A 24,100-nucleotide genomic window follows, 5' to 3' on the forward strand; every position below is an offset into this window, starting at 1 on the left:
ATCTCCTGATTATTTGAAAACTGTTTAGTAAGACGTTGGCAATGCCCGGCAATTATAGTCGCCCTGTCAAGACGGTATCATTGCAACAGCTTTTTCACATGCCTTACTAAATCGCTTTCTGAGTCGATTATAGAGCGGGGCTGACTCAGAAAAACTTGATCTGGATCATGTGTAACAAAAGAACAAAAGAAATTTTATTTCACAATCCTTGTTTGACTGATGTTATCGGAATGTGCATCAAAGGGAAAGGTGAGAGACTTGTTAATGCAAGGTAATAAACCACATTTATCAAGTGGTTAATTGCAATTAAACATAGGATTGCAGAGCTATTTTGGCGGTATAGGTTAGCAAATATGAGTGAATTGGTTTCAAAATCACCGACAAACGCACTTAATTCCAGCGTTTGTTGCGAAAATGATTGTTGTTTTAATCCATGACTAATCCGCTTTATTCCCCGAGGACGCCATTTCTGCCCGCTTTCCCGGTTTTTGCATTGTGGCTCTTTTGCCGAGTCAATGACGTGATATCTGGCCTGAAATAGTGGGAAGGCAAAGCCTGGATTCTCTCGAGTCGCTAGGTCATTCGGTCAGTCATCGTCGGACTCTCTGGTCATGATTAAACAGGTTTGCGCTCACTTTTCTGACGCGTGTCGGGCGGTAGAAAGGGCTTTTGGCATCGATTTATGCCAATTAGCGCGGATGCATTAGATGAACTAACTAAAAAACCCTCAAAATGGTGAGATTATTTGATTGGTGCCCGCTCTGGCTATGATGTAAATTTACGCACGAAATTAATGGACTGGCCCGCTGGGCCCGAAACTCTATTGGAAGGCGCCTATGGCAGCAATTGACGTCTCGTTGTATCTGAAGTTTTTTGTCGGTTTGTTCGCAATTATCAACCCGCTTGGTTTGTTGCCGGTGTTTGTCAGCCTGACCAGCCACCATACCCAGGCCGAGCGGATGAAAACCAATACCACCGCCAATATCGCGGTGATGGTGATCCTGCTGGTCTCCATGTATATGGGGCAGCTGATCCTCGATGGCTTTGGCATCTCGCTGGCATCGTTCCGGATCGCCGGTGGGTCGCTGATTACCCTGATTGCCTGGTCGATGCTGCAGGGCAAGCTGGGCGAAGTGAAGCACAACAAACAGGAGAAGGGTGAACTGGCGGTGCGCGAGTCTATCGCCGTGGTGCCGTTGGCGCTGCCGCTGATGGCAGGCCCCGGTGCCATCTCCTCGGTGATTGTCTACGCCAGCCAGAGTCACTGGCAGCAGCTGCTCGGCATGTCAGTGGTTGTCGTTGTCTTCTCCTTCTGCTCCTGGCTCATCTTTCGCGCCGCGCCGCTGCTGTTCAAGATCATGGGCAACACCGGCATCAACGTGGTGACCCGTATCATGGGTCTTATCATGATGTCGCTCGGTATCGAGATCATGGTGGCCGGTATCAAGGGGGTTTTCCCCAGTCTGATGTGAGCCAGCTCCGCTTTATGAAAGCCGGTCCTCGTGACCGGCTTTTTATTGGTTGCTTTTTGCCCGGTCTTTTCTAGAATCGGTCGTTTGTGTGAAAAATGAGCGTTTTGTTGGTGTTTTAATACTGAAAAAGCGCGTGCTAGCTGATTTTTTGACCAGAAAATGACGATTACCCTGACAATATCTGTTGCATTATCGGAATTGGCAGGGAATTATGCTGGGAGCGGGTTTTAACCCCGTCACTTTAAAAAACGCATGGAATGTTCTTGTTGGAGTAGGGAAATGACTCATAAAAAAACAATGATTAACACATTGCTGGTGGCTGCACTGTTTGGTGGCGTCAATGTGGCTCAGGCTGCCGATGTCCCGGCGGGAACCAAGCTGGCTGAAGTCCAGCAACTGGTAAAAGGCAACGGCTCCGAGCCTGCGACCCTTGACCCGCACAAGACCGAAGGAACGGTCGAATCCAATATTCTTCGTGACCTGTTCGAGGGTCTGGTACTTTCTGGTCCCAAAGGTGAAGTACTGCCTGGCGTAGCAGAATCCTGGGAAACCAAGGATAACAAGCACTACGTCTTCCATCTGCGCAAAGATGCCAAGTGGTCCAACGGTGACCCGGTCACTGCCCACGATTTCGTTTTTGCTTTCCAGCGTGCCGTTGATCCGAAGACAGCCTCTCCTTATTCCTGGTATCTGGAGATGCCGACTATCGCCAACGCCACCGATATTATCGCTGGCAAGAAACCCGCTGATACGCTGGGTGTGAAGGCGACCGACGACTACACCTTCGAAGTGCAGCTTGAGAAAGCCATCCCTTACTTCGTCAGCATGCTCTCCCACACCACCACCTATCCGGTACCGAAAAAGGTAGTCGAGCAGTTTGGTGACAAGTGGACCCAGCCGGAGAACATGGTATCCAATGGTGCCTATGTGCTGAAGAAATGGGTGGTCAACGAGCGGATAGAGCTTGAGCGCAACAAGAATTACTGGGACGACGGCAAGACAGTGATCAATACAGTGGTCTATTTGCCGATCCAGTCTACCAACGCCGATCTGAGCCGCTATCTGGCGGGTGAGGTGGATCTGACTTACACCACTCCTATCGAACGTTTCAAGCAGCTCAAGAAGGATTACCCGAATGAGCTGAAGGTGACCGGCTTGGTGTCCACTTACTATTACCAATTCAACTTCAAGCACAAACCGTTTGACGATGTGCGTGTCCGTACTGCGCTCTCCTACGCCATCGATCGTGATGTGATCGCCGACAAGGTAATGGGTCAGGGCCAGACTCCGGCTTACGGTCTGACCCCAGACTATGTGGATGGTTTCAAGCCAGTGGTCGCCGATTGGTCGAAGATGACCCAGGCCGAGCGTGATACCAAAGCGAAAGCCATGTTGAAAGAAGCCGGTTTCGATGCCAGCAAGCCGCTCAAGCTCGAACTGCTCTACAACACCGACGACAACCACAAGAAAGTGGCCGTGGCCGTGGCCTCCATGTGGAAGAAGCTGGGTGTGCAGGTGAGCCTGGTCAACCAGGAGTGGAAAACTTACCTGGAAACCAAGAAACAGGGGCAGTTTGAAGTAGCTCGTGCCGGCTGGAACGCTGACTACAACGAAGCCTCCTCCATGCTGGATCTGATGCAGACCACCCACGGCACCAACGACGGCAAGTACTCCAATCCGGAGTATGACAAGCTGATGGATGAGTCTCGCGATCAGGTTGACGATGTGGCCCGCAACAAGATATATGCCCAGGCTGAGGCCATCCTTGCCAAGGACATGCCGATCGCCCCTATCTATCAATACGTTACTCCGCGCATGGTGAAATCCTATGTGGGTGGCTATCCGGCCAACCCGCTGGATAACCTCTACAGCAAAGATATGTACATCATTGCTCACTGATTTAAAGCAACAAGTCGCATAACAAGCAGGGCCCGCCGGACGGCGGGCCTTTATTACAACCGCGACCATTTGGAAGCAGTACAGGACAGGAAATGTCTATGTTGAAATTCATTTTTAAACGGCTATTGGAAGCGATCCCGACTCTGCTGGTCTTGATCACTGTCTCTTTCTTCATGATGCGTTTCGCCCCGGGTAACCCCTTTACCAGCGAGCGTTCACTGCCCCCCGAAGTCATCGCCAATATCGAGGCCAAATATGGTCTCGACAAACCCATTGGCATGCAATATCTCACTTACCTGGGCAACCTGGTGCAGGGTGATTTAGGCCCCTCTTTCAAATACAAGGATTTCACCGTCAATGATCTGGTGAGTCAGGCGCTGCCTGTTTCCGCCAAGATCGGGACAACGGCCTTCTTCTTCGCCGTGCTGCTGGGGGTCACCTTCGGCACCATAGCGGCACTGAAACAGAACACCATCATCGATTATCTGCTGATGTCGTCGGCCATGGCCGGGGTGGTGATCCCGGGCTTTGTGCTGGCGCCCTTGCTGGTGCTGTTCTTCAGTATTCATCTTGGCTGGTTCCCTGCCGGTGGATGGCAGGGGGGTGGCATCCAGTTTATGGTGCTGCCGGTGTTCGGCATGATGATGTACTACATCTCAGCCATCTCGCGGATCATGCGGGGCAGTATGATCGAGACCATGAACTCCAACTTCATCCGTACCGCCCGTGCCAAGGGGTTGCCGCTGCGCCACATCATCCTGAAACACGCGCTACGTCCGGCCATGCTGCCGGTGGTCTCCTATCTGGGCCCGGCCTTTGTCGGCATCATCACAGGTTCCGTGGTGATCGAGACCATCTTCGGCCTGCCGGGGATCGGTCAGCTGTTCGTCAACGGTGCCCTTAACCGTGATTACTCCATGGTGCTCGGTCTGACCATTCTGGTCGGCGCCCTCACCATCACCTTTAACGCTGTGGTCGATATTCTCTACGCCTTTATCGATCCCAAGATCCGTTACTAATTCGGGAGTTCATCATGGTTGTTTCAACTGAAAAACGCGATGCCGTTGAGGCGTTCGCGCAAAAAGTGGAAGTGGTGGAGGGGCGCTCCCTGTGGAAGGATGCCCGTCGCCGTTTCCTGCGCAACAAGGCGGCCCTGACCAGCCTGATCATTCTGACCATCATCGGTCTGGCGGTCATCTTTGGCCCCCATTTGTCCCAATACACCTTTGACGATCCGGACTGGGGCGCCATGCAGTCGCCGCCGGATATGGAAGCGGGTCACTACTTCGGAACCGACAGTCTGGGGCGCGATCTGTTCGTGCGCACCCTCTTGGGCGGTCGCATCTCCCTGATGGTCGGCATCATGGGCGCGATGGTGGCGGTCATCATCGGTACTTTGTATGGCGCGGCCTCCGGCTTTATCGGCGGGCGGGTCGACAGCCTGATGATGCGGGTACTGGAGATCCTCAACGCCTTCCCCTTCATGTTCTTTGTCATCATGCTGGTCACCTTCTTTGGCCGCAATCTGGCACTCATCTTTATCGCCATCGGGGCGGTGAGCTGGCTCGACATGGCGCGGATCGTGCGCGGCCAGACTCTCAGCCTCAAGAGCAAGGAGTTTATCGAGGCGGCCCACGTCTGTGGCGTCTCCAAGTGGAAGATCATCACCCGTCACATCGTACCGAACGTACTCGGTATCGTGGCCGTCTACGCCACCTTGCTGGTGCCGGGGATGATCATGTTTGAATCCTTCCTGAGTTTCCTGGGCCTTGGGGTTCAGGAACCGATGACCAGCTGGGGTGCCCTGCTGGATGAAGGCTCCAAGTCGATGGAAGTGGCCATCTGGCAACTGCTGTTCCCCGCCTGCTTTATGGTGGTGACTCTGTTTTGCTTCAACTTCCTCGGGGATGGTCTGCGTGACGCCCTCGATCCGAAAGATCGTTAATCGAGCATCGGATCGACAGGAAAGCATCACGAAAGATCGATAAGGAGTTTTTATATGAAGTTACTGGATGTGAAAGATCTGCGGGTCGAGTTCAAGACCCCGGACGGCAATGTGGTGGCGGTCAACGACCTCAATTTTTCTCTCTCTGCGGGTGAAACCCTGGGGATCGTCGGCGAGTCCGGCTCCGGCAAATCCCAGACGGCCTTTGCCATCATGGGGCTGTTGGCCAAAAACGGCATTATTACCGGTTCCGCCAAGTTTCAGGGTGAGGAGATCCTCAACCTGCCGGAGTCCAAGCTCAACAAGATCCGCTCCGAGAAGATCGCCATGATCTTCCAGGACCCCATGACCTCGCTCAACCCCTACATGAAGGTGCAGGATCAGCTGATGGAAGTGCTGATGCTGCACAAAGGGGTGAGCAAGGCGGAAGCGTTCGAAGAGTCGGTACGGATGCTTGATGCGGTGAAGATCCCCGAAGCACGCAAGCGGATGGGCATGTATCCCCACGAGTTTTCCGGCGGCATGCGCCAGCGGGTGATGATCGCCATGGCGCTGCTCTGCCGGCCGCAACTGCTGATCGCTGACGAACCGACTACCGCACTCGACGTGACCGTACAGGCCCAGATCATGACTCTGATGAACGAGCTCAAGCGCGAGTTCAACACCGCCATCATCATGATCACCCATGACCTTGGCGTGGTCGCCGGTATCTGCAACAAGGTGCTGGTGATGTATGCCGGTCGTACCATGGAGTACGGCAAGGTAGACGATATCTTCTATCGTCCGAGCCACCCCTACACCGAAGGCTTGCTGCGCGCCATTCCCCGTCTCGATACCGAAGGGGAAGTGCTGCCCACCATCCCGGGCAATCCGCCCAACCTGCTGCGTCTGCCCACCGGCTGCCCCTTCCAGGAGCGTTGCCACCGTGTGAGCGAGATTTGCGGCCAGCAGTCACCGATCCTGACCCCGTTCAACGACGGTCGGGAGCGTGCTTGTCACTGGATATCTGATGCCATCAACGCCAAGGAGGTAAGCGTATGAATGCTGTTAACTGCGGCCAGCAATCATCCATGCCTCTGAAGCCGTTCAACGACGGTCGGGAGCGGTTTTGCCACTGGCACTGGGTTTCGGATGCCATGAACAAGGGGGCCAACTAAATGGGTGCCGACAAAAAATTGCTGTTGGAAGTGTCTGACCTCAAGGTCCACTTCAGTATCAAGAGTGGCAAGGCGTGGCCTTGGGCCAAACCGTCCGATCTCAAGGCGGTCGATGGCGTGACCTTGCGTCTCTATGAGGGTGAAACCCTCGGTGTGGTGGGGGAGTCCGGCTGCGGCAAATCGACCTTTGCCCGCGCCATCATCGGTCTGGTTCCGGCCACCGATGGCAAGGTGGTGTGGCTGGGTGACGATCTCACCAAGCTCGATCAGAATGCCCTGCGCGAGAAGCGTAAAGAGATCCAGATGATCTTCCAGGACCCGCTGGCTTCTCTGAACCCGCGCATGACCATTGGCGACATCATCGCCGAGCCGCTCATCACCTTCTATCCCAACCTGCCGCGGGAAGAGGTGAAGGAGAAGGTGCGCGCCATGATGAGCAAGGTGGGGTTGTTGCCCAACCTGGTCAACCGCTATCCCCACGAGTTCTCCGGTGGCCAGTGCCAGCGGATCGGGATTGCCCGGGCGCTGATCCTCGAGCCCAAGATGATCATCTGCGACGAGCCGGTCTCGGCGCTTGACGTATCCATTCAGGCGCAGGTGGTCAACCTGCTCAAATCCCTGCAAAAGGAGATGGGGCTGTCGCTTATCTTCATCGCCCACGACCTGTCGGTGGTCAAGCATATCTCCGATCGGGTGCTGGTGATGTATCTGGGCAACGCCGTCGAGCTGGGGACCCGCAAGGAGATCTTTGCCAATCCGCTGCACCCCTACACCAAGGCGCTGATGTCTGCGGTGCCAATCCCGGATCCTGAGCTGGAGCGCAACAAGGTGATCCAGATCCTGGAGGGGGACTTGCCATCGCCGATGAATCCGCCGTCCGGTTGCGTGTTCCGCACCCGCTGCCCGGTGGCTGGCCCCGAGTGTGCCAAGACCCGCCCAGTACTGGAGGGGAACTTCGATCACGCGGTCTCCTGCCTCAAGGTCGACCCGCTCTGATGGGGATGTGTTGAACCTGCTTGCGGGGCTCCTTGATGGGGCCCCGATTTATTTTTGACGGCAGTGAAGATGCCTCTTGGCGTTATCTTTTACCGCTGCTACTATCCGCGCAACAAGGGGAGTAACTTCTCGCCGGTTTGTCGTCATTACGGTGCACCCATTTCCTGCAGTGCACCCGGCAGCCGGGCAGTTGATGCAAATCAGCTGTAAGTGAGACCTTGCCGAGAGGCAAGGTGTATCTGCTCCAAACGCAAACCCACGCCTCTCGGTCGTGGGTTTTGTCGTTTTTGGGAGAAGTGAAAATGGGTGAATGGTGGATGTGGACCGGTTTCTTCAGCATAGTGCTGGTTCTGTTATGGATAGACATACGCTTTGTCGGTGGCGGCAAGTCACACAAGGTGTCCCTCAAAGAGGCGGGTGTCTGGTCTCTTATCTGGATCAGTGTTGCCCTGCTCTTCAACCTGGCCATCTGGCTTTGGCTCGATCACAGCGCGGGCCGTGAGATTGCCAACCAGAAAGGGCTGGAGTTCCTCACCGGCTACCTCATCGAGAAAGCGCTGGCAGTAGACAACGTCTTCGTCTGGCTGATGCTGTTCGGCTACTTTGCCATTCCGGCCGAGTTGCAGCGCCGGGTGCTGCTCTACGGTGTACTGGGTGCCATCGTGATGCGGGCCGGTATGGTGTTTGCGGGCAGCTGGCTTATCGAGCAGTTCCACTGGATCCTCTATCTGTTCGGCGCTTTCCTGCTGCTGACCGGTGCCAAGATGCTGTGGGCGGCCGACAAGGAGCCTGATCTCGCCAACAACCCGTTGCTGGGCTGGATGCGCCGTCGCTTCAAGGTGACCGAGACCCTGGAAGGGGAGAAGTTCTTCGTCTGGCGGGACGGTGTGCGCTATGCCACCCCGCTGCTGCTCATTCTGGTGCTGGTGGAGGTGAGCGACCTCATCTTCGCGGTGGACAGTATCCCGGCCATCTTCGCGGTGACCACGGATCCCTTCATCGTGCTGACCTCCAACATCTTCGCCATCATGGGTCTACGTGCCATGTACTTCCTGCTGGCCGGCGTGGCTGATCGCTTCGCCCTGCTCAAATACGGTCTGGCGCTGATCCTGATGTTTATCGGGGTCAAGATGCTGCTGCTGGATATCTTCAAGATCCCGACCGGCATTGCGCTTGGTGTCGTTGCGTTGATCCTGCTGGCATCCATGGGGCTGAGTCTGTTTGTGACCCGTAAAAAGGCCGCTTGAGCGCGGCAGACAATGAAGCAATAACAACAAGGGCTCCCGCGGGAGCCCTTTTTCATATCGCGTGATCAGCGTTTGATCTTCTTGGGGTTGGTGTAGCCCCAGATGGTGTACATGTCCGCCAGCAGGGCGCCGTTGTACTCCTCCAGATCCGCCTGTTTCACTTCGGCGTCACCCTGACGGCCAAACAGCACCACCTCGTCGCCGGGTTTCACCCCTTTCAGGTCCGTCACATCCACCATGATGGTGTTCATGGAAGTCTTGCCGACCACCGGCACCTTCTGACCCTGGATCAGCACATAGGCCTTGTTGCTCAGGGAGCGGCGATAACCGTCGGAGTAGCCCAGCGGCAGGTTGGCGAGCCAGGAGTCACGCTTGAGAGTAAAGGTGCGGTCATAACCGACGGTGTTGCCCGCTGCATAGTGGTTGACCGAGGCGACCTGGGTCTTGAATGCCATCACCCGCTTGTATTCGGTGTGGGAGGGAATGGAGTCACCGTAGAGCAGGCCGCCCGGGCGCACCATGTCGAAGTAGGCGTCCGGCACGGCTAGAGTGGCGAAGGAGTTGGCGGCGTGGATGGTGATCTTGCTGCGATCCAGTTTGCCCGCTTCCAGCAGCCACTGGGAGTCCAGTTTGAACTGGGCCAGTCCCATCTTGACGTCCTCTTTCTCCTCAACCGGGAAGTGGGTCATGATGCCGACCGGGGTGATCCCCTTTAGCTTGAGCATGGCCAGCGCATCCTGCTTGGCATCGGCCAGACGCAGGTCGATGCCGTTGCGGCTCATGCCGGCGGAGTTGAGCGCTATATGCACCGGAATGGCGGTGTGGTGGCGCTGGGCGATCTCGGCGATACCCTGGGCACTTACGAGACTGCCGATCAGCTCCTCCATCTTGTAGGGCAGGGCCTGCTCTACTTCATCCGGGGTGGCAGCACGCACCCGCATCAGACGGCCGGTAAAGCCCTTCTCGCGGGCGACGCGCGCCTCTTCGTTGCTGGCGATGCCGATGCAGGGGATATTGGCCTTGACCACGGAGGGGACCAGCAGGTCGATGCCATGACCATAAGCGTCGGCCTTCATGATGGCGCAGATCTGCGGGCCCTTGTCGCCGAGGCGATCCTTGAGGGTCTGGATATTGTGTTCAAAGGCGCCCAGATCCACTTCCAACCAGGCGTTGCTGGCGGTTTGCTCCTGGCCGTTGCGATGATCCGTCGCAAGGGGCAGATAGGGAGCCGCAACGGCTTGGCCCGCGAGCAGGCCGAAGATCAGGGTAGCCAGCAGAGTTTTCTTGTGCATGGTGATTCCTTTTTGTTGTTCGCGTTGGATAGTTTGGACGGGGTCGGCCACATTGGTGGTGGTTTAACCACAACTTGTTGTTATTATTATGATCTTTGTCACTCTCAACAGGCGCTGACTGGTTGGGAGTCTACCGCAACACGGGTTCGGCCGACACTCGTCAGGGGAAGAAAATGGTCAATCTTGAGTTACGTTTGCCACCACCGCTGATCTTCCTGCTCTGTGCGGGAACCATGTGGTGGCTAAGAGGGGAGAGCCAGCCCGGTATCTGGGCAATGGTACTGATGGCTGCGCTGATCGTGGTAGGGGCCATCATGGGCTTTGGCGCCCTGCAACGGTTTCGCCACCACCAGACCACGGTCAGCCCCACCAAACCTCAGCACACCAGTCGTCTGGTGACCTGTGGCGTCTATCGTGTCAGTCGCAATCCCATGTATCTGGGGCTGCTCTGCTGGCTGGCCGCCTGGGGCTGTTATCTCGGTGGAAGTTGGGTCTGGGTTGGGCCAATCGTGCTGGTGGCCTGGCTGACCCGCTTTCAGATCATGCCGGAGGAGCGGCTGCTGCGCGCCCGTTTCGGCGACGAGTATGTGGCGTATTGCCAGCGCGTTCGCCGTTGGTGCTGACTTGCTGTGATCTGCGTGAGCTGAGGGATAAGTCGGGTCAGCCGTGCTGGATAAAGAGAACCCCCGGGCGTGCCCGGGGTTCTCGAGGGGCTAGTTAGAAAAAATCGCCCTTCTCGTCCTTGGTGGGTTCGAGGCTCCAGCCGGTGGCATCGCTGCTGCTGGCGATCTGCCCCTTCTCCTTCCACAGCTTGATCTTGAGGCGCAGGTTGTTGGCCGAGTCGGCGTTTTTCACCGCCTCTTCTTCCTCAATCACCCCTTCCACCACCAGATCGAACAGGGCACTGTCGAAGGTGACCATGCCAAGGGCCTTGGATTTTTCCATCACCTCCTTGAGGCCGCCAAATTCGCCGCGCTTGATCATGTCGCGGATGGTGTGGGTGCCAAGCATGATCTCCACTGCGGCCCGGCGGCCGCCATCGGTGGTTTTCACCAATCGCTGGGAGACAAAGGCCTTGAGGTTGTTGCCCAGATCGTTGAGCAGTTGCGGACGGCGCTCCTCGGGGAAGAAGTTGATGATGCGATCCAGCGCCTGGTTGGCGTTGTTGGCGTGCAGGGTGGAGATGGCAAGGTGGCCGGTTTCGGAGAAGGCCAGTGCATGCTCCATGGTCTCGCGATCGCGGATCTCGCCGATAAGAATGACGTCCGGCGCCTGACGCAGGGTGTTTTTCAGGGCGGCGTGGAAGCTGCGGGTATCCACGCCAACCTCCCGCTGGTTGATGATGCTCTTGCGGTGACGATGAACGAACTCTACCGGATCCTCGATGGTGATGATGTGGCCGCCGCTGTTGCGGTTGCGATGGTCGATAAGCGCCGCCAGCGAAGTGGATTTACCCGAGCCGGTACCGCCGACAAACAGCACCAGACCGCGTTTCTCCATGATGGTGTCGAGCAGCACAGGCGGGAGTTTGAGATCTTCAAAGCGGGGGATGTCGGTCTTGATGTTGCGGGCCACCAGAGAGACTTCGTTGCGCTGCTTGAAGATGTTGACCCGAAAGCGGCCGATCTGGGGCAGGGAGATGGCGAGGTTCATCTCAAGATCCTTCTCGAACTGCTGCTTCTGCTCGCCATCCATGATCTCGGCGGCGATCCGCGCCACTTCACCCGGCTCCAGCGGCGTTTCGTTGAGGGGGCGCAGGCCGCCGTTAAATTTGGCGCAGGGGGGCGCGCCGGTCGACAGATAGAGGTCTGAGCCATCCTGCTTGGCCAGGATCTGTAACATGTCTCGCAATTCCATTTTTTTGCCTCGTCGATCAATGAGATGCCATGAGCGGGATGATATTGAGTGTACAGCCTCAGGCGCCGGTCAGTTTCTCGCGAAAGACAAAAAAGACCGCACCGAGAATGCAGAGCCCTGCCCAGAGATAGTCCCATTTCAGATCTTCCTTGAGATAGAAGATAGAGAAGGGGACGAATACGGTGAGTGTGATCACTTCTTGCAGGATTTTAAGTTGGCCCACGCTCATCACCGTATGGCCGATGCGGTTGGCGGGCACTTGCAGCAGGTATTCGAACAGGGCGATACCCCAGCTCACCAGGGCGGCAATGATCCAGGGTTTATGGTTCATGCTCTTGAGGTGAGCGTACCAGGCGAAGGTCATAAAGACGTTGCTGCAGAGCAGCAGACCGATACTGGTGAAAATCGGGTTCATAGGGTTCTCCTTGAAAATCCGGCGCATTTTATCCCTGAACCATGGGTTTTCATACGTGGTGCGGGAGGGTATTTTTAACCAACAGGATAAGCCGTGCGAGGTATGCGACGGGATGGGCAAGTTATGCGGGATAGTGTTGTTACTGTTATTTGCCATGCCGGTGCGTGCGGCCCCGACTCTGACGGTGGCCACCGATCTGTGGCCGCCATTTCGCATCCTGCAAGCGGATGGCCGGTTGCAGGGGCTCGACATGGACATCCTGCGCCGGTTGCAACAGGCGAGCGGCATTGAGTTGCAGGTTCGGCGGATGCCGTGGGGCAGGGCGCTCAAGCAGATGCAGACCGGTCAGGTCGATCTGATGATTGGCCTCGCCTATACCGCCGAGCGGGCGCAGTTTATCGACTATCTGCAGCCTGCCTATTACCAATGCTGGCCCGCGTTTTATGGTCAGCCGGTCAATGTGGCCCGGATCCACCAATACCGCGATCTGCAGGGGGTGAAGGTCGGCTATGTGCTCAACTCCGCCTACTTTGAGCCCTTCAACTCTGACAGCCGCCTCGACAAGCACGGAGTACCCACCGAAGATCAGCTGCTGCGCATGGTGCAGCGCGGCCACCTGCCGCTGATGATTGGCACCGACTGTCAGGTGGACTATGCCCTGAGTCAGGGAAATGCCAGCCGGATAGGCAAGGCGGACTATCGCCCCGCCACGCCGGTGACCCTCTATCTGGGGATGAGCAAGCACTCACCTCACCAGTCGCTGCGCCAGCCCTTGCTGGTGGCGCTGCAAAATCTGGTGGCCAGCGGCGAGATAAGGGTGATGGCCAAGCGTTACCAGCCTTGACCTTGGGTGGCAAGCCACTGTTATCATGCCCTTTTCCTGCTTCTCCCCCGGCGCTGCGACAGGGCCGGGGGGAAGCCTTGTTATTCGGGGATCCTCCTTGTACCTCTCCCTTATCGCCCGCCAACAGCGCTGGCAGCGGCGCTGGCTCTGTGGCCTGACGCTGCTGACCCTGTTGCTGTTTCTCTTCTCCCTCGTCTGGGGCGAGTTTGTGCTGCTGCCCTGGCAGTCCCTTGGCGATCTCGAACAGCGCATCCTGCTGGAGCTGCGTCTGCCGCGTGCCTTGCTGGCCCTCTTGGCTGGCGCAGCCCTTGCCTGTGGCGGCGCCGTATTGCAGGTGATGCTGCACAACCCGGTGGCGGAGCCCGGGTTGCTTGGCGTTTCAAGCGGGGCAGGCCTTGCCGCCATGGTGGCGATGGCGGTGGCCAAGTCCCTCGGCCTCTATCTGCCCGGCTGGGGGCTGTCGCTGGCGGCCTTCGGTGGCGCCCTGCTGGTGACCATGCTGCTCATTCGGCTGGCTCGCCGGGCTCGTCTCGGTCATGCTCGCTTGCTGTTGTTTGGCGTCGCCATCGGTATTCTTACCAATGCCGCCATGACCTGGTTGATGTACTTTGCCGACGATGGCTCCTTGCGTGAATTCATGTTCTGGATGATGGGCAGCCTCTCTTACGGCAGCCAGCAGTTCGGCTGGTGGTGGCTGGTGCTGCCGCTCACCCTGGGCTGGCTCTGCTGGCAGGGCAAGGCGCTGCAACAGTTGTTGTTGGGGGAGACCCAGGCCCGCCTGATGGGGATGGATGTCGACAAGATGCGGGTGCGGCTGGTGCTGGCGGTCTGTCTGCTGACCGGTGTGGCGGTGTCGTTGTGTGGTGTTATCGGTTTTGTCGGGTTGGTGGTGCCCCATCTGCTGCGGCTCTGCGGTGGCAGCGATCAGCGCTTTCTGCTGCCTGCCTCGGCGCTTGGCGGCGGGGCCCTGCTGCTGGCGGCCGATCTGGTTGCTCGATCCACCCTGAGCGCGGGGGAGTTGCCTATCGGCGTCATCACCGCCTCGGTGGGGGCGCCGCTCTTTATCTACCTGCTATTGAGGCAAACTGCCGATGGTGCTGCATGAATATCTGCATGATTTGGTCGGGGCGCGCAGTCTCCTTATTTACCCGTTGTTGAGGCAAGATGCCGATGTCACCCGCTGATCCTATCTCTGTTGCTGCTGCGTCGCTGCTGGAGGCGCACTCTCTCGCTATTGCCGGGCGGCTCTCCCCTCTTGATATCCGCTGGCATGGTGGCCAGCTGGTGGCGCTGCTCGGCCCCAATGGCAGTGGCAAGTCGACCCTGCTCGGGGCGCTGGCGGGGATTTTACCCGCCGATGGCACAGTGCTGCTGGGGGGGGAGGTGCTTACTGACCTGAGTTGGCCCGAGCTTGCCAAGCAGCGCGCCATGCTGCCCCAGCGTCAGCCCCAGCTGTTTCATATTGCGGTGTTTCAGGTGTTGAGTCTGGGGCTCTATGAGGCGGCTGCGCCCGCCAGACAGAACGAAGCGATAAATGCACTGTGCGAGGCATTGGAGCTGGAGGCGTTGCTGGCTCGTGACTTCAGCCGGTTGTCGGGGGGCGAGCAGCAGCGGGTGCTGATTGCCCGCACCCTGCTGCAGGTGTGGCCGAGCCTCAATCCGACCGGCAAGGTGCTGCTGCTGGACGAACCGCTGGCGGGGCTCGATCTGCATCACCAGCTGGCGCTATTGCGGTTGCTGAAAACCTTGGCCGGGCAGGGCTTGCTGGTGGTGCTCGCCATCCACGATATCAATCTGGCCATCGACTGGGCCGACCGCATTCTCTGCCTGCAAAGGGGCGCGGTGGTGCGCGAAGGGGGTGTCGAGCTGGTGGATGAGACGCTGCTGGCGCAGGTATTCCAGATCCGCACCGACCGCATCGAAGCGGCAGGGCGCGTGTGGTTTATGCCCAGTTTGTAAGTAGGGTGTACAGGAAAGAGGGCGCATGTAGGGCCGATTAGCGAAGCGTCATCGGCCGACAGCAAGAAGAAGGGGCCGGTATCAAAAATACCGGCCCCTTTGGTTTTATTCGCAGTTCAAGCCTGTTTGCTCAGGCGCACCTGTGCCGCCTCTGCCAGCATCGCCAGCAGGGTTTCGGTGTCGCTCCATGACAGGCAGGCATCGGTGATGCTCTGGCCAAAGGTGGCGGCGCAGCCGTTCTCCACATCCTGACGCCCTTCCACCAGGAAGCTTTCTGCCATGATGCCGGCGATGCCGGTACGGCCGCGGCGCAGCTGATCGCAGATATCTTGCGCCACCAGCAGCTGACGACGGTGATCCTTCATGCTGTTGCCGTGGCTGAAATCGACCACCAGACGCTCTGGCAGGCCCACATCGGCCAGCGCTTCACATGCTTCATCGACACTGGCAGTGTCGTAGTTGGGTCGGTGGCCACCACGCAGGATCACATGACCAAAGGGGTTACCGGCGGTGCGGTAGATGGTCATCTTGCCGTCTTTGTCCGGCGAATAGAAGATGTGGCTGTGACGGGCGGCGCGCACCGCATCGATGGCGATGCGGGTATTGCCATCGGTGCCGTTTTTGAAGCCGACCGGGCAGGAGAGGGCCGAAGCCATCTCGCGGTGTACCTGGGATTCGGTGGTGCGTGCGCCGATGGCGCCCCAGGTGATGAGGTCGGCAATATACTGGCCGGTCACCATATCGAGGAATTCGGTGGCGGTGGGCATGCCGATCTCGTTGATGTCGACCAGCAGTTTGCGCGCCAGTTTCAGCCCTTCGTTGACGTCGAAGCTGCCATCGAGGCGCGGATCGTTGATCAGCCCTTTCCAGCCGACGATGGTGCGCGGCTTCTCGAAATAGGTGCGCATCACGATGCAGAGACTCTCTTTATACTGCTCGCGCAGGGCGTTGAGGCGCTGGGCATACTCGCGAGCAGCAGCGGGATCATGGATAGAGCAGGGGCCGACAATGACCAGCAGGCGCTGATCGTCTCCGGCCAGAATGGCTTCCACTTCGCGACGGGCATCCAGCAGATTCTGGGCAATGGTATCGGTGATCGGAAACGCGTGTGCAAGCTCGCTCGGAGTGATCAGTGACTCCAGGCGACGGGTGCGCAATTCATCTGTGTGAATGGACATACAACTCAAGTCTCGAGTGGGTGGTGTCAGCCGCAAGGGGCGAAAAAGCAAAGAGATAAAATAAAGCAAAAGTCCCCTGATTGAAACCTTGGGGGGCTCTGATAGGATGTGAGGCCAAAATCGATTCCAAATGAGGTAGTTAGCGTGGCAAAGCCAGGGGCAACCGGGGTCACCCGCATCATCAACGCAACCGGTTACAGCATGAAGGGGCTCAAGTCAGCCTGGATTAACGAGGCAGCTTTTCGGCAGGAGCTGATGCTGATCCTGTTGCTGATGCCGCTGGCCTTCTGGCTGGGGGATTCTCTCAACCAGATCCTGCTGCTTATCGTCATCAGCTGGCTGGTGGTGATTGTCGAGATCCTCAACTCTGCCATTGAAGCTGTGGTAGACAGGGTTGGCTCCGAGCATCATGAGCTCTCCGGTCGAGCCAAGGATTTGGGCTCTGCCGCCGTCTTTATCGCGCTGGCCCTGAACGCTCTGGTATGGGGGGCGCTGGTGGGCCGCAACCTGTTGGGGTGGTGGTAAGCCACTACGCTGCCTTTAGGTTCTGCTTCATAAAAAAGCCCGTCATCACGACGGGCTTTTTGCTGCGCAGATACGGGTCTATCAGTGGAGGATGCGGGCGCGGATGGTGCCGTTGATCTCCTTGAGCTTGGCGAGCGCCTTCTCGCTGTGCTCGGTCTCCACGTCGATCACCACGTAACCGATATGGCTGCTGGTCTGCAGGTATTGACCGGCGATGTTGATCCCCTCTTCGGCGAAGATCTGGTTGATCTGGTTCATCACGCCCGGCTGGTTGCGGTGAATGTGCAGCAGGCGGCTGGAGCCCTTGTGGCCCGGCAGCGACACTTCCGGGAAATTGACGGCGGAGAGGGTGGAGCCGTTGTCGGAGTATTTGACCAGCTTGTTGGCCACTTCCAGCCCGATGTTCTCCTGCGCTTCATGGGTGGTGCCACCGATGTGCGGGGTCAGGATCACGTTCTCCAGCCCACGCAGCGGGCTTTGGAACTCCTCGTCATTGGACTTGGGCTCGACCGGGAAGACGTCGATGGCGGCACCGGCAATATGACCGCTCTTGATGACGTCAGCCAGCGCATCGATATCCACCACGGTACCGCGGGCGGCGTTGATGAAGATGGCGCCCGGTTTCATCATCCGCAGCTGCTCGGCACCGATCATGTTCTTGGTTGAGGCGGTCTCCGGTACGTGCAGGCTGATGACGTCAGACATATTGAGCAGCTCGACCATGCTTGGCACCTGGATGGCGTTGCCCAGCGAGAGCTTGTTCTCGATATCGTAGTAATAAACCTTCATGCCGATGCTCTCGGCGATGATGCCAAGCTGGGTACCGATGTGGCCGTAGCCGATGATGCCGAGCTTCTTGCCGCGCGCTTCCACCGAGCGGTTGGCCAGTTTTTCCCACACGCCGCGATGGCACTTGGCGTTCTTCTCGGGGATGCCGCGCAGTAGCAGCAGGATCTCGCCCAGTACCAGCTCGGCGACCGAGCGGGTGTTGGAGAAGGGGGCGTTGAAGACCGGAATACCGCGGATCTGGGCCGCTTCCAGCTCGACCTGGTTGGTACCGATGCAGAAGCAGCCGATAGCGACCAGCTTGTTGGCGGCGTCGAGGACTTTCTCGGTGATCTGGGTGCGGGAGCGCAGCCCGATGAAATGGACGTCGCGGATCTGCTCGATCAGCTCCTCTTCGGAAAGCGATGTCTTGAGATACTCCACACTGGTATAACCTGCGGCACGAAAGGTCTCTACGGTGTTGGGGTGAACCCCCTCCAGCAGCAGAACCTTGATTTTATCCTTGTCCAACGAAAACTTGGCAGTCATGACGATCCCTCTGTATGTGCAAACGTAAGTGCAGATTTGGTGTGCGAAGAAAACCGTAAAGTAGCAAAAACGTTTGGGAGAGGGAATATTTGTGACGAAAGTCAAATTCTTTGAAGTTATCAACGAATGTTGTAAACATCCGTATGCAACTTGTTGAGGGATAAATAAAAACGGCGCCATCAGGCGCCGTCATTTATTCACAGTGCAATGTTTGGGTCATATCCCATCCCGGGGCTCAATCAACGCCGCTGCTGCGTCAGGGGTGGCTGAGTGGCGCTGGCGTGCGAGGGAGGATGCCGCTGCACTGTGCTGCCGGTGTCGGGATTACTGGGTAATCACGCCGTCCGGCGTACCGATCAGGACAACATCGGCGCCGCGGGCGGCGAACAGGCCGTTGGTGACCACGCCAACGATGGCGTTCAGTCGCACTTCCAGCGCCTTGGCGTCGGTAATGGCCATGCCTTTCACATCCAGAATGTGGTTGCCGTTGTCGGTGACCACGCCTTCACGCCACACCGGGTTGCCACCCAGTTTGCGAATTTCGCGGGCCACGTATTCGCGGGCCATCGGGATCACTTCCACCGGCAGCGGGAACTGGCCCAGCACGTCGACGGTCTTGGTGTTGTCGATGATGCAGATGAACTTGTCAGCGACGGCGGCAACGATCTTCTCGCGGGTCAGGGCTGCGCCACCGCCCTTGATCATATCGCGGGTTGCGTTGATCTCGTCGGCGCCATCCACATAGACGGAGAGGGCGTCGATCTCGTTGAGATCATATACGGTGATGCCGAAGCCCTTGAGGCGCTCGGTAGAGGCCACGGAGCTGGATACCGCCCCCTTGATCTCGTCCTTCATGGTCGCCAGCGCGTCGATAAAGTGGTTGACGGTAGAGCCGGTGCCCACCCCGACGATGGTGCCGGGAACCACATACTTGAGCGCAGCCCAACCGGCCGCCTTCTTCATTTCATCTTGAGTCATGATCGTTCCTTAAGAAAAAAGCGGGCGCATTATATCCAACCCGGTACCCCGTCGCGACCTTGTTGCTCACGTTCCGGGGCAAAAAGAGGGACTTTGTAAATCGTTTGCCTGTTTATTCTGCGTTTGCGCGCACAAAGCTGGGGCTGCCGGCCAAAAACAGCCTATTCAAAGCGCCAGCAGTGGCTTGGGGTGATGATCTGGGGCAGCGGCACATCCCACTCCTCTTGCGGGACGGCATCTACCTGCTGGCAGTCGTGGGCAATGCCGAGTGGCTTGGGGCCCAGCTTGTGCTCATGCCAGATGGCGAGAGTGCGATCGTAGTAGCCGCCCCCCATGCCAAGACGATTGCCCTGGGCATCGAAGGCGACCAGCGGGGTGCAGATAAGATCGAGCGTGCTGTGGGGCACCACCTGCAGGATATCCAGCTCCGGCTCTTCGATGCCGTAGCGGTTGCGTACCATGGGGCTGGTGGCGGTATAGCGCAAAAAGAGCAGGTGACCCGGGGTAAAGGGGTGGAGCACCGGCAGGTAGACCTCTTTGTGCTGGGCCCACAGCCAATGGATGGTGGGCAAGGGGTTGATCTCCCCATCATTGGCCAGATAGAGGGCAATGCGTTTGGCGGCGAGGATCTCGGGGTGTTGCTTGAACTGGGCCAGCAGCTGTTGGGCCGCCGCTTGCTGCTCGGCCGGACTCAGATTTTTGCGGCGTTGACGAACCAGTTGGCGCAGGGATTGACGTTCGGGTTGGGACTCATGCATGGGGTACCTCTGGTATAGCTGCGCATCGATGGCTTGAACGCGCTCTACCTTAGCACATTCACTCTTGACGTTAAGGGGGGCAGGGAAACCCCGTCCCGGACGTCTGATGCCCGGAACGGTGGGATAAATGCTGGCTGATCCGTTAGTGAGTCAACAAGGGCCAGGGTGTTGCCCCTGTTGACGGCATGTCGGCGCGCCAGCCTCAGGTTTGTTACTTGTCAGCCTTGCCGCGCATCTGGTGCTTCACAAACACAGCAATGAGTGCCGCTACCGCGAGTGCCATCGGGTAGAAACTCATGCTTACTACCGCCAACGGCGACAGGGCGAAGATGGAGCCCAGCAGCAGCGCCTGTGCGCCCCAGGGGATCAGACCCTGTACCACGCAGGAGAAGATATCGAGCATGGAGGCGGCGCGTCGCGGGGTGACACCGTGGTGTTCGGCCAGATCCCGGGCTACCTTGCTGGCGACGATAATAGCCACCGTGTTGTTGGCGGTGCAGAGGTTGGTGAGGCTCACCACCCCGGCGATGCCGAGCTCGGCGGCTTTCTCGTTCTGTTCACCATTGTGCTCGCGAGTGAAACGGGCAATCAGGGCGCTGATGCGCTCGCTGATCCAGGCCAGTCCACCCTGACGTTCCATCAGGGCGCCGAGGCCGCCGATCAGCATGGAGAGCAGGAAGATCTCCTGCATGCCGGTAAAGCCCTGATAGATATCCTTGCTGAACTGACCGATGGCGTAGCCGTTGATCATGCCCACCGCTCCGGCGGCCAGAATACCGATCCCCAGCACCACAAACACATTCACTCCGGCGAGCGCCAGCCCAAGAATGAGCAGGTAGGGCATCACCTTGAACAGCTCGATGGCGCTGCCGCTGGCAGGGGATTCACCCACTGAGCCCAGGGTCAGATAGAGCAGGATCACCGCGATGGCAGCAGGGGCCGCAATCTTGAAGTTTTCGCGGAACTTGTCCTTCATCTCGCACCCCTGGCTGCGGGTGGCCGCAATGGTGGTGTCGGAGATGATGGAGAGGTTATCGCCAAACATGGCGCCGGAGAGAATGGTGCCTGCCATCAGTACCGGATCGATACCGGCCGCCTGCGCCACGCCCAGCGCGACCGGCGCCACGGCACCTATGGTGCCCATGGAGGTGCCCATAGCGGTAGCAATAAAGGCAGAGATGAGGAACAGCCCGGGCAACAGCGCCCAGCCGGGAATGAGGGAGAGACCCAGCGCCACGGTGGCATCAACGCCGCCGGTGGCCTTGGCCACGCTGGCAAAGGCGCCCGCCAGCAGATAGATAAGGCACATCGCCATGATATTGCTGTGGCCGACCCCTTTGAAGAAGGTCTCCAGATTGCTGTTGAAGCTCTCTTTGCCAAGCAGCAGGGCCAGCATCACCGCAGGCAGGGCTGCAACCGGAGCGGGCAGCTGATAGAAGGCGAATTCGACCCCCTGCAGGGTCAGCCAGGTACCGGTACCGATAAAGAGTGCGAGAAAAACCAGAAGTGGCAACAAGGCCCTGGCACTGGGTTGAGTCTGGATCATGTGTTCCTCTGAAATTGAACAATGACCTCCTGTCATAAACTGCTTTGTACCTGTATCGGATAGGGATAGGGGGAAAACAGGGCGGGCATCCTGCCGCATTGGGGTGCCCACAGTAGTGAGTCAACCTCGCTTGGTCAAGATAGACGTCCAGATGGATAGGTGTTTTTGTTTGATGATTCTGGTGTTATTGAGATATCCAAAGAATATTCGGAAAAATAAGTTAGCGCTGTTTATTGTTCATTGCTGTTCTGGCGCAGTCCGCGGGTATCGCGTGTCTTTAATAAGGAAAGAGGTAAACGATAAGATCTCTGCATGCCATCTTGGGGATTTCTCCCGCAGCCAAACGTCAGCCGCACCTCTCTCTATCTCTACGTGAGCATGGTACGGATATTTCCAGAACGCGTGGACACAAGATCTTGTCTGTGTGGTTACTGTGTCAGTTTCTCTACCGCCTGAACGGCTGTCGCAATGGCATCCTGTTCCAGCGTCAGCGGAATGTGGCCAATTCCGGGCAGCAGGGTGACAGGCCAGGAGATGCCGAGACGTCTTAACTCAGGTTCAAGTTGATCTGTTTGGAAGGCTTCGTCATTTGCACCCGCGATCACGGCGCAGGGGCGTTGCACATTGCGTAAATTCTGCTGATAGTCGCGCTCTGGCTGAAAGTTCGAGGCAAGGTTGAAGGAGTAAGAGGGGGTCAGCAGGGATTTCGCCTCATCATTGAGGGCAAAGTTCAGCACGGTCAGATGGTTGAGTGCGGAAATATGGAAACCGTTGAGGATGCTCAGGGCGATGAGGCGAGGCAAGCCGACACGCACCCAGCCACCGCTGTTGGGCCGGTAGTTGGCGGCGGTGGGGCCAAGATAGGGGGAGAGCAGCAGATAGCTCTCGAACAGGGTTTGTCGCGTGCTGCCAGCAACGCGCAGCACAAAGCCACCCCCTGACGAGAAGCCGACGAGTGTTGCAGGCTTGGCGGGGGCCACCGACTTGATGAAATCTTCCAGATCGTCTTCAAGCTGGCCGATGTAGGCAATGGTGCCTTTGTCGCCCGATGCGCCATGGCCCCGAATATCGAGGGCGTAGGCGTCATATCCCGCTTGCGAAAAGGCGTTCGCCATCTTGTGCATGCTTTGACTGCTGGCAGAAGAGCCGTGAACCAGTACCACGCTGCCCTTGACCTTGTTGTTCTTCGTATTGCCCTCTGCGCCATAGTGCCGATAGGCCAGCTGCGTGCCGTCACGCGCCGGGTATCTTGAGAGAGGTGGCATGTTGCTCCAGTCACTTCCCTTGAAAGGGTCGTTGATGCTGACCATCGCCGGTGCCGGACTCGGCCCGCCAAACAGCAGAGCCGCGGCCAGCATGACCAGGGTCAGTGATAGCAACCCCACTGCAAACAGCAATCCTGCGCTCATCCTTGCACCTCGTTTGATATCGACACGGGCGTTGCCCTGATTTTGCTTATGCTGGCATTTCACTCGTTCGAACCTATCAGATGGCACCCGGTCTGCCAAATGATGGTGTGAAACGATGAAAAGCGGCCTGTGACCAAAAGGAAGTTCTTGGCCAGCCAGTGAGCGCTGCCGTTGGCGAGCGCAGCAAGGTGTGGTGGCATCATGGCTTTTCAAACCCGGTGCGGGCTGGTAAAACGGTCTCTTTCCATAATTAAAAGAGATGAGAGGGTGGAGATGGACAATCCGATCCGTGTGGCCGTGATGGGCTGTAATGGTCGTATGGGCAAGGTGCTGCTGGAGGCCATCACCAACACCGATGGCGTGGTGGTTGGTGCTGCGCTGGAGCGGCCGGGTTCGGCGGTGATCGGCCTTGATGCCGGTGAGCTCAATGGGCTGGGCCATCTGGGTGTGGCCATCAGCGACAGTCTGGATAAGGTGCGCGATGAGTTTGATCTCATCATCGACTTCACCCGCCCCGAGGTGACCCTTGCCAATCTGGCCTTTGCGCTGGCCCACCACAAGCAGATGGTGATCGGCACCACCGGTTTTGACGATGCAGGCAAGGCCGCCCTGAAAGAGGCGGGCAAGCAGATCGGTATCGTGTTCGCCTCCAACTACTCGGTCGGGGTCAACCTGGTGTTCAAACTGCTGGAGCAGGCCGCCAAGGTGATGGGGGATTACACCGACATCGAGATCATCGAAGGCCACCATCGCCACAAGGTGGATGCGCCATCCGGTACCGCGCTCTCCATGGGGGAAGTGGTCGCCAAAACGCTGGGCCGGGATCTCAAGGAGTGCGCCGTCTATGGCCGCGAGGGGATCACTGGCGAGCGGGATCGCAACACTATCGGCTTTGCCACCATTCGTGCTGGTGATCTGGTGGGGGAGCATACCGTCATGTTTGCCGATATCGGCGAGCGGGTGGAGATCAGCCACAAGGCCTCCAGCCGCCTGACCTTCGCCAACGGTGCTGTGCGGGCAGGCAAGTGGCTTGGTCAGCAGGGTGCCGGTCTTTATGACATGCAGGATGTGCTCAATCTCAAGTGATGCCTCTGAGCGGCACTTTCGTACTACTGCTACCCCAGTGAAAAACCCCGGCTTGCCGGGGTTTTTGCTGTCAGTCAGCCAGAATTTGTGTAAAAAGACACGCTGCCTGCAATTTTTAACTGAATGCCTTATAAATCACACTATTGCGTTATCCGCCAGATTTCCCCTTCCTGAATGTCATCATCAGGTAACAAATTTGAGCATCTTTATGGCTGATGAAGCC

The 24,100-nt window shown here is 57.8% G+C and carries 23 protein-coding genes; 14 read left to right on the top strand and 9 right to left on the bottom strand.

Annotated features, from left to right (window positions below):
- The first annotated feature begins 836 nt into the window (after nucleotides 1-836).
- The 8 genes from AB5Y83_RS18995 (at nucleotide 837) to AB5Y83_RS19030 (ending at nucleotide 8,716) form a co-directional block, all read left to right on the top strand.
- Nucleotides 837-1,472 (top strand): YchE family NAAT transporter, encoded by a 636-nt coding sequence (locus tag AB5Y83_RS18995; protein ID WP_005337678.1) that lies wholly within the window; start codon nucleotides 837-839, stop codon nucleotides 1,470-1,472.
- 279 nt (nucleotides 1,473-1,751) lie between these two features.
- A complete protein-coding gene (locus tag AB5Y83_RS19000) occupies nucleotides 1,752-3,371 on the top strand; it encodes an ABC transporter substrate-binding protein (protein WP_120413955.1) in 1,620 nt (539 codons plus the stop codon).
- Between the two features lie 98 nt (nucleotides 3,372-3,469).
- Nucleotides 3,470-4,390, top strand: a complete 921-nt coding sequence (oppB, locus tag AB5Y83_RS19005) for an oligopeptide ABC transporter permease OppB (protein WP_005337672.1) — start codon at nucleotides 3,470-3,472, stop codon at nucleotides 4,388-4,390.
- A gap of 14 nt (nucleotides 4,391-4,404) precedes the next feature.
- On the top strand, nucleotides 4,405-5,316 hold the full coding sequence (oppC, locus tag AB5Y83_RS19010) for an oligopeptide ABC transporter permease OppC (protein ID WP_005337670.1): 912 nt from the start codon (nucleotides 4,405-4,407) through the stop codon (nucleotides 5,314-5,316).
- 54 nt (nucleotides 5,317-5,370) lie between these two features.
- Entirely contained in the window at nucleotides 5,371-6,357 is a 987-nt protein-coding gene (locus AB5Y83_RS19015) for an ABC transporter ATP-binding protein (RefSeq protein ID WP_042056506.1), read from the top strand.
- Nucleotides 6,354-6,473 (top strand): oligopeptide transporter ATP-binding component, encoded by a 120-nt coding sequence (locus AB5Y83_RS19020; RefSeq protein ID WP_108541290.1) that lies wholly within the window; start codon nucleotides 6,354-6,356, stop codon nucleotides 6,471-6,473. Before AB5Y83_RS19015 ends, AB5Y83_RS19020 begins: the two co-directional genes overlap by 4 nt.
- Nucleotides 6,474-7,469 (top strand): murein tripeptide/oligopeptide ABC transporter ATP binding protein OppF, encoded by a 996-nt coding sequence (gene oppF / locus AB5Y83_RS19025; RefSeq protein WP_005337666.1) that lies wholly within the window; start codon nucleotides 6,474-6,476, stop codon nucleotides 7,467-7,469.
- Between the two features lie 302 nt (nucleotides 7,470-7,771).
- Nucleotides 7,772-8,716 carry a TerC family protein gene (locus AB5Y83_RS19030; RefSeq protein ID WP_005353134.1) on the top strand — a complete coding sequence of 315 codons (945 nt, stop codon included), beginning with the start codon at nucleotides 7,772-7,774 and terminating at the stop codon, nucleotides 8,714-8,716.
- A 65-nt stretch (nucleotides 8,717-8,781) separates the two neighbouring features.
- Here the strand turns inward: AB5Y83_RS19030 and alr are convergent, their stop codons facing one another.
- The gene (gene alr, locus AB5Y83_RS19035; RefSeq protein ID WP_368175764.1) at nucleotides 8,782-10,008 is read right to left on the bottom strand and encodes an alanine racemase; all 1,227 of its coding nucleotides are present in this window, start codon (nucleotides 10,006-10,008) and stop codon (nucleotides 8,782-8,784) included.
- Between the two features lie 173 nt (nucleotides 10,009-10,181).
- Between alr and AB5Y83_RS19040 the strand changes: the two genes are divergently transcribed.
- Nucleotides 10,182-10,631 carry an isoprenylcysteine carboxylmethyltransferase family protein gene (locus AB5Y83_RS19040; protein WP_257701299.1) on the top strand — a complete coding sequence of 150 codons (450 nt, stop codon included), beginning with the start codon at nucleotides 10,182-10,184 and terminating at the stop codon, nucleotides 10,629-10,631.
- Nucleotides 10,632-10,725: 94 nt separating this feature from the next.
- On the opposite strand, the gene tapW is transcribed toward AB5Y83_RS19040, so the two are convergent.
- Nucleotides 10,726-11,865 (bottom strand): type IVa pilus ATPase TapW, encoded by a 1,140-nt coding sequence (gene tapW / locus AB5Y83_RS19045; RefSeq protein WP_005361600.1) that lies wholly within the window; start codon nucleotides 11,863-11,865, stop codon nucleotides 10,726-10,728.
- A gap of 58 nt (nucleotides 11,866-11,923) precedes the next feature.
- Nucleotides 11,924-12,280 (bottom strand): DMT family protein, encoded by a 357-nt coding sequence (locus tag AB5Y83_RS19050; protein WP_005337656.1) that lies wholly within the window; start codon nucleotides 12,278-12,280, stop codon nucleotides 11,924-11,926.
- Between the two features lie 112 nt (nucleotides 12,281-12,392).
- Here AB5Y83_RS19050 and AB5Y83_RS19055 point away from each other — a divergent pair, with 112 nt between their 5' ends.
- The 3 genes from AB5Y83_RS19055 (at nucleotide 12,393) to AB5Y83_RS19065 (ending at nucleotide 15,083) form a co-directional block, all read left to right on the top strand.
- Complete coding sequence (locus AB5Y83_RS19055) at nucleotides 12,393-13,124, top strand: ABC transporter substrate-binding protein (protein ID WP_041235089.1); 732 nt, start codon at nucleotides 12,393-12,395, stop codon at nucleotides 13,122-13,124.
- A 97-nt stretch (nucleotides 13,125-13,221) separates the two neighbouring features.
- On the top strand, nucleotides 13,222-14,229 hold the full coding sequence (gene btuC, locus AB5Y83_RS19060; RefSeq protein WP_158109343.1) for a vitamin B12 ABC transporter permease BtuC: 1,008 nt from the start codon (nucleotides 13,222-13,224) through the stop codon (nucleotides 14,227-14,229).
- 65 nt (nucleotides 14,230-14,294) lie between these two features.
- Nucleotides 14,295-15,083: an ATP-binding cassette domain-containing protein gene (locus AB5Y83_RS19065; RefSeq protein ID WP_368175840.1), complete on the top strand. Its 789-nt coding sequence runs from the start codon at nucleotides 14,295-14,297 to the stop codon at nucleotides 15,081-15,083.
- Between the two features lie 116 nt (nucleotides 15,084-15,199).
- Here the strand turns inward: AB5Y83_RS19065 and AB5Y83_RS19070 are convergent, their stop codons facing one another.
- A complete protein-coding gene (locus tag AB5Y83_RS19070; RefSeq protein WP_064336455.1) occupies nucleotides 15,200-16,261 on the bottom strand; it encodes a 3-deoxy-7-phosphoheptulonate synthase in 1,062 nt (353 codons plus the stop codon).
- Between the two features lie 144 nt (nucleotides 16,262-16,405).
- On the opposite strand from AB5Y83_RS19070, the gene AB5Y83_RS19075 reads away from it, so the two are divergent.
- Nucleotides 16,406-16,786 carry a diacylglycerol kinase gene (locus AB5Y83_RS19075; RefSeq protein ID WP_005337641.1) on the top strand — a complete coding sequence of 127 codons (381 nt, stop codon included), beginning with the start codon at nucleotides 16,406-16,408 and terminating at the stop codon, nucleotides 16,784-16,786.
- Nucleotides 16,787-16,867: 81 nt separating this feature from the next.
- Here the strand turns inward: AB5Y83_RS19075 and serA are convergent, their stop codons facing one another.
- From serA to AB5Y83_RS19100, 5 genes are all read right to left on the bottom strand, one after another.
- A complete protein-coding gene (gene serA / locus AB5Y83_RS19080) occupies nucleotides 16,868-18,100 on the bottom strand; it encodes a phosphoglycerate dehydrogenase (protein WP_005337639.1) in 1,233 nt (410 codons plus the stop codon).
- A 324-nt stretch (nucleotides 18,101-18,424) separates the two neighbouring features.
- Nucleotides 18,425-19,078: a ribose-5-phosphate isomerase RpiA gene (rpiA, locus tag AB5Y83_RS19085; protein ID WP_005353106.1), complete on the bottom strand. Its 654-nt coding sequence runs from the start codon at nucleotides 19,076-19,078 to the stop codon at nucleotides 18,425-18,427.
- Nucleotides 19,079-19,239: 161 nt separating this feature from the next.
- Nucleotides 19,240-19,836, bottom strand: coding sequence for a 5-formyltetrahydrofolate cyclo-ligase (locus tag AB5Y83_RS19090; protein WP_005337635.1), 597 nt, complete (start codon nucleotides 19,834-19,836; stop codon nucleotides 19,240-19,242).
- A 211-nt stretch (nucleotides 19,837-20,047) separates the two neighbouring features.
- Nucleotides 20,048-21,382 (bottom strand): Na+/H+ antiporter NhaC family protein, encoded by a 1,335-nt coding sequence (locus AB5Y83_RS19095; RefSeq protein WP_042083870.1) that lies wholly within the window; start codon nucleotides 21,380-21,382, stop codon nucleotides 20,048-20,050.
- Nucleotides 21,383-21,810: 428 nt separating this feature from the next.
- On the bottom strand, nucleotides 21,811-22,791 hold the full coding sequence (locus tag AB5Y83_RS19100) for an alpha/beta hydrolase (RefSeq protein WP_368175765.1): 981 nt from the start codon (nucleotides 22,789-22,791) through the stop codon (nucleotides 21,811-21,813).
- Between the two features lie 273 nt (nucleotides 22,792-23,064).
- Between AB5Y83_RS19100 and dapB the strand changes: the two genes are divergently transcribed.
- Complete coding sequence (gene dapB / locus AB5Y83_RS19105; RefSeq protein ID WP_005347132.1) at nucleotides 23,065-23,877, top strand: 4-hydroxy-tetrahydrodipicolinate reductase; 813 nt, start codon at nucleotides 23,065-23,067, stop codon at nucleotides 23,875-23,877.
- Nucleotides 23,878-24,100: the final 223 nt, after the last annotated feature.

It is taken from the genome of Aeromonas sp. R5-4 (genome assembly GCF_040908215.1).
GTDB classification, from domain to species: domain Bacteria; phylum Pseudomonadota; class Gammaproteobacteria; order Enterobacterales; family Aeromonadaceae; genus Aeromonas; species Aeromonas veronii.

Excerpts from the sequence above, each read along its gene's own strand:
- AB5Y83_RS19090 (WP_005337635.1), bottom strand. The coding sequence starts at position 19,836 with ATGCATGAGTCCCAACCCGAACGTCAATCCCTGCGCCAACTGGTTCGT.
- dapB (WP_005347132.1), top strand. The coding sequence starts at position 23,065 with ATGGACAATCCGATCCGTGTGGCCGTGATGGGCTGTAATGGTCGTATG.
- AB5Y83_RS19050 (WP_005337656.1), bottom strand. The coding sequence starts at position 12,280 with ATGAACCCGATTTTCACCAGTATCGGTCTGCTGCTCTGCAGCAACGTC.
- rpiA (WP_005353106.1), bottom strand. The coding sequence starts at position 19,078 with ATGACTCAAGATGAAATGAAGAAGGCGGCCGGTTGGGCTGCGCTCAAG.
- AB5Y83_RS19065 (WP_368175840.1), top strand. The coding sequence starts at position 14,295 with ATGTCACCCGCTGATCCTATCTCTGTTGCTGCTGCGTCGCTGCTGGAG.
- alr (WP_368175764.1), bottom strand. The coding sequence starts at position 10,008 with ATGCACAAGAAAACTCTGCTGGCTACCCTGATCTTCGGCCTGCTCGCG.
- AB5Y83_RS19020 (WP_108541290.1), top strand. The coding sequence starts at position 6,354 with ATGAATGCTGTTAACTGCGGCCAGCAATCATCCATGCCTCTGAAGCCG.
- AB5Y83_RS19070 (WP_064336455.1), bottom strand. The coding sequence starts at position 16,261 with ATGTCCATTCACACAGATGAATTGCGCACCCGTCGCCTGGAGTCACTG.
- oppB (WP_005337672.1), top strand. The coding sequence starts at position 3,470 with ATGTTGAAATTCATTTTTAAACGGCTATTGGAAGCGATCCCGACTCTG.
- oppC (WP_005337670.1), top strand. The coding sequence starts at position 4,405 with ATGGTTGTTTCAACTGAAAAACGCGATGCCGTTGAGGCGTTCGCGCAA.
- AB5Y83_RS19095 (WP_042083870.1), bottom strand. The coding sequence starts at position 21,382 with ATGATCCAGACTCAACCCAGTGCCAGGGCCTTGTTGCCACTTCTGGTT.
- AB5Y83_RS19015 (WP_042056506.1), top strand. The coding sequence starts at position 5,371 with ATGAAGTTACTGGATGTGAAAGATCTGCGGGTCGAGTTCAAGACCCCG.
- AB5Y83_RS19055 (WP_041235089.1), top strand. The coding sequence starts at position 12,393 with ATGGGCAAGTTATGCGGGATAGTGTTGTTACTGTTATTTGCCATGCCG.
- AB5Y83_RS18995 (WP_005337678.1), top strand. The coding sequence starts at position 837 with ATGGCAGCAATTGACGTCTCGTTGTATCTGAAGTTTTTTGTCGGTTTG.
- tapW (WP_005361600.1), bottom strand. The coding sequence starts at position 11,865 with ATGGAATTGCGAGACATGTTACAGATCCTGGCCAAGCAGGATGGCTCA.
- AB5Y83_RS19000 (WP_120413955.1), top strand. The coding sequence starts at position 1,752 with ATGACTCATAAAAAAACAATGATTAACACATTGCTGGTGGCTGCACTG.
- oppF (WP_005337666.1), top strand. The coding sequence starts at position 6,474 with ATGGGTGCCGACAAAAAATTGCTGTTGGAAGTGTCTGACCTCAAGGTC.
- AB5Y83_RS19100 (WP_368175765.1), bottom strand. The coding sequence starts at position 22,791 with ATGAGCGCAGGATTGCTGTTTGCAGTGGGGTTGCTATCACTGACCCTG.
- AB5Y83_RS19040 (WP_257701299.1), top strand. The coding sequence starts at position 10,182 with ATGGTCAATCTTGAGTTACGTTTGCCACCACCGCTGATCTTCCTGCTC.
- serA (WP_005337639.1), bottom strand. The coding sequence starts at position 18,100 with ATGACTGCCAAGTTTTCGTTGGACAAGGATAAAATCAAGGTTCTGCTG.
- AB5Y83_RS19030 (WP_005353134.1), top strand. The coding sequence starts at position 7,772 with ATGGGTGAATGGTGGATGTGGACCGGTTTCTTCAGCATAGTGCTGGTT.